Source organism: Kaarinaea lacus (assembly GCF_975902315.1).
This window is the reverse complement of record NZ_CDLKIE010000261.1, coordinates 1-4,080: the sequence shown is the minus strand read 5'-3', so window position 1 is coordinate 4,080 and position 4,080 is coordinate 1. Positions and strand designations below refer to the sequence as shown.

Genomic DNA, 4,080 nt, shown 5'->3' with positions numbered 1-4,080 from the left:
TCGCCGCGGCTATATTGTCATTGCAGGTTTATATGGCCAATAACCCGGAAATATTTGAAACCGTGACCGAGCGCGCTGACCTGCGATTGTTGTTTTTATGCATGATTTTGGGTATCACCAGCTGGACGGGTTTGTGTCGTCTGTTGCGCGGCGAAACCTTTAAGGTCAGTCAACTGGACTACATAGAAGCAGCACACGCCTTTGGTACCGGGCATTTTAAAACCATGATGCGTCACATTTTACCTAATGTGATGCATATTATATTAATTTCCATTGTGCTGGATTTTAGTGGCCTGGTACTGGCAGAGGCGGTGCTGTCTTATGTGGGTGTGGGTGTGGATCCCATCACGATCAGCTGGGGGAACATGATCAACAGCGCACGACTGGAAATGGCGCGTGATCCCATCGTCTGGTGGTCGTTAGTAGCGGCCTTTATGTTTATGTTTACGTTAGTGTTGGCGGCAAACCTGTTTTCCGATGCAGTGCGCGATGCCTTTGATCCCCGGATTACCCGGTCTAAATAAACACGGTCGAGTAGAAGCAAAAAGCAATGACTGATAAAGAAAAACCAAAAAGTTCATTATTAACGGTTACCGGTTTAAAAACCTGGTTTGAAACCAGTGACCAGACCGTGCGCGCCGTGGATGGTATCGACTTCACCATTGAAAAAGGTGAGACATTTGCGCTATTGGGTGAATCCGGTTGCGGCAAATCGATGACTTCTTTATCACTCATGCGCCTGGTGCCTGAACCGGCTGGTCGTATTGTCGCCGGCAGCGTGAAATTGCATGACGAAGACTTGCTGCAACTCACCGAGATGCAAATGCGCAATGTACGCGGTAACCGCATGGCCATGATTTTTCAGGAGCCTATGACCAGCCTGAATCCGGTATTAACGATCGGAAAACAGATCAAGGAAACGGTATCACGGCATAGCAAGTTTGGCGATTTTTCGGCAAAGAAGCGCTCGCTTGAATTGCTCGATGCGGTGGGTATTCCTGATCCGCAACGCCGCTACAATGAGTATCCGCATCAGCTTTCCGGTGGTATGAAACAGCGGGTAATGATCGCCATTGCACTGGCCGGTGATCCTGAACTGTTAATTGCCGATGAACCCACTACCGCACTGGATGTAACGATTCAGGCGCAAGTACTGGAACTATTGCAAAAACTGCAAAAAGATACCGGCATGGCGATTATGTTGATCACTCATGACCTGGGCGTGGTATCGCAAATGGCCGATCGTGTTGCGGTGATGTATGCCGGCCAGATAGTCGAACAGGCCAATCGCAACCAGTTCTTTGCCAATCCCCAGCATCCGTACTCGAAAAAGTTATTTGATTCGTTGCCAACCATGAACAAGCGTGATCAAAAGCTGGCAGTGATACAAGGTTCAGTACCATCATTGGCGCAAACATTCAGTGGTTGTCGTTTCGAGCCCCGTTGTGACTATGCCTGGGATGTCTGTCGCAATGAATTACCACGCTGGTCTGAAACCTCAACAGGTGGTGCCTTGTGTCATATGCTGGACGCCTATCAGGAACGTCCAACAAAAATTTCAGAAGCAGCTGAAACTGAAGCAGTCATTACCCAGGAAAGTGCGTTGCCGGTCAGCGAGGACGAACCTCTCTTGTTGCATGTAGACGGATTAAAAGTACATTTCCCCGTGCAAAAAGGCTTGTTAAAACGCACCGTGGGCTTTGTTAAAGCAGTGGATGACTTATCGCTGGATATCCCGAAAGGTAAAACACTGGCCCTGGTAGGGGAGTCCGGTTGCGGTAAAACCACCGTTGGTAAAGGTATACTGCAATTAGTCAGGCCGACGGCGGGTTGTGTGAAACTGGAAGACATACAGCTCAACCGTCTTAAATCTCGAGAACTGCGTGCCAAGCGCCGTGACGTGCAAATTATTTTCCAGGATCCATTCTCTTCCATGAATCCGCGCATGATGGTTAAGGATATCATCGAAGAAGGCATGATCGCCCAGCACGTGGGCGGCGATGCCAAACAAAGAGAAAAGCGCATTGAAGAATTGCTCGAACAGGTAGGATTGTCTGCTGATCACAAATTGCGTTATCCCCATGAATTCTCCGGTGGACAGCGCCAGCGTATTTGTATAGCACGAGCATTAGCCGTGGAACCCAAGCTTATCGTATGCGACGAACCTACCAGTGCACTGGACGTGTCCGTGCAAGCGCAAATCCTTAACTTGTTAAAAGACCTGCAAGACAAATTAGGACTGTCCTATTTGTTCATCACCCATAACCTCTCGGTAGTGGAATACCTGGCCCATGAAATATGCGTCATGTACCTGGGGCGCATCGTCGAATATGGCCAGGTGGAAGAAGTTATGAAAAATCCCATGCACCCCTACACAAAGGCTTTATTATCTGCAGTACCTACCATTGAAAAAGACGGCAGAGAAGTCATCAAACTGCGCGGTGAAATGCCATCACCCATCCACCCACCAATAGGTTGTCACTTCAATCCCCGCTGTGCCAAAGCCTCCCAAAAATGCCGAAATGGCTACCCCGATCCTCACAAAGTTACCGAAACCCATAAAGTTAGGTGTTATCTGTATGATTAAAGCAATTCGATTCGAATTAATTAGCCGGGGTGTGGTTTACCAGCTTTGTAGTTCCGGCAAAAAATATTTCGTGATATGTAACAGGATCTAAACCCATTTTTTCGCATAACGCAGGATTCTATATATTCGTCAATGAGAATCCTCGATGTTTATATAGTAAGAATTAATCTAAACTGATATTGATTGAAATAGATCAGTTTCAATTAAGTGTTTTTTAAGTATTGGTGTAGTACTGTTACGTCCGAATTTGTTGCGGCTAATCAAAATTGTTACCATTGCTGCGCTAAACAATATAACAATAAAATGGCAATTCTTAAATTGCCAATAATTGATAGATAACTATAACAATAAGGATGTACCATGTTGTCCCGCCGTAATGTTCATACCTTTGCATTGCTTTTTATCTCGATTTACCTGTCATTGACTTCTGATGTTACACCTGCAGATGATTATATTTACTGGGAAGTCAGAGATTTAGACGCATATTTAACAAAAAACAAGTTTTCAAGTGCTTTAGCAGCGTGTGGCGCAGGCGTTGCAGCCAAAGAGCTAATGAATGAAGATCTCAGAGCTCTCGGTATGGAATGGCAAGTTCCAGGAGGATTCGCAAGTGGTGGAAATTACCTAAGAATCAATGCACCTCTCACGCCTGGAGAGAATGGATTTAACATTCAAGCAAAAGAAATTTATTGTAACCATGAATATAGAATGCCTAACTCAAAGGGTGCACTTCCAACAGATTGGGCAACGTTTTGGCCTTACAGCGGCGCAACAATTGAAATTAAAGGTAGTGGATGTCCGCTTGGCTGGACATGGGACGAGAAAGTATTTGGGTGCATGCCACCACCGTCACCATCTATTTGTCCTGTGCGAGTCGGTAATCCAATCGATGTAACAACTGGTAACAAGTTCGAGCAGTCAGTAGACTATTCCTCACCAACACTGTCATTTGTCCGCTACTATAATCACCTTCTGGAAGAAAACAGTGTTTTCGGTAGCCGTTGGTCGCATAACTATGACACTCAACTCCAGATTGTTAGTGAATCTTTTGTTATTTTAAAGACGGCTAAGGGGCGATTTTACCGATATACCAATGACTCCGGGACTTGGACATCTGGACTGGATATAGGAAGCAAGCTTGAAAAAGTTAATAATAGTTGGATTTACAGCACTAAATCCAATTTTCGTTACGAATTTAACGAAAGGGGCAAATTAACAAGACTGACTTCGGACGGTGGCCCCAGTATAAGCCTGGAATATAGTGCTGGTATGCGCTTGAAGAAAGCGTTGGATGGTTTCGGCAAAGAGATATCATTTGAGTACGATACCAGTAATAAATTATCTTACATTGTAAACAAAATATATATTTTCAATGTTATCACCTTACATTAAGAGAGATTGCTCTCTTTTCCGCTGTTCTATTTTTCCTCTGATTGTTCCTGAAGTTCTATGATAATTTTATCATATAAAGAAGTATTGATTTTATAAAAATA

3 protein-coding genes are annotated in these 4,080 nt (G+C 44.7%); all 3 read left to right on the top strand.

From position 1 onward, the window contains the following. The coding region (locus ACWVCM_RS08070; RefSeq protein WP_455201221.1) for an ABC transporter permease at window positions 1–524 on the top strand (524 nt) is incomplete at its 5' end. A 26-nt stretch (window positions 525–550) separates the two neighbouring features. Then, window positions 551–2,587 carry an ABC transporter ATP-binding protein gene (locus tag ACWVCM_RS08065; RefSeq protein WP_455201220.1) on the top strand — a complete coding sequence of 679 codons (2,037 nt, stop codon included), beginning with the start codon at window positions 551–553 and terminating at the stop codon, window positions 2,585–2,587. A 360-nt stretch (window positions 2,588–2,947) separates the two neighbouring features. Further along, window positions 2,948–3,979: a DUF6531 domain-containing protein gene (locus ACWVCM_RS08060; RefSeq protein ID WP_455201219.1), complete on the top strand. Its 1,032-nt coding sequence runs from the start codon at window positions 2,948–2,950 to the stop codon at window positions 3,977–3,979. Window positions 3,980–4,080: the final 101 nt, after the last annotated feature.

Excerpts from the sequence above, each read along its gene's own strand:
- ACWVCM_RS08065 (WP_455201220.1), top strand. The coding sequence starts at position 551 with ATGACTGATAAAGAAAAACCAAAAAGTTCATTATTAACGGTTACCGGT.
- ACWVCM_RS08060 (WP_455201219.1), top strand. The coding sequence starts at position 2,948 with ATGTTGTCCCGCCGTAATGTTCATACCTTTGCATTGCTTTTTATCTCG.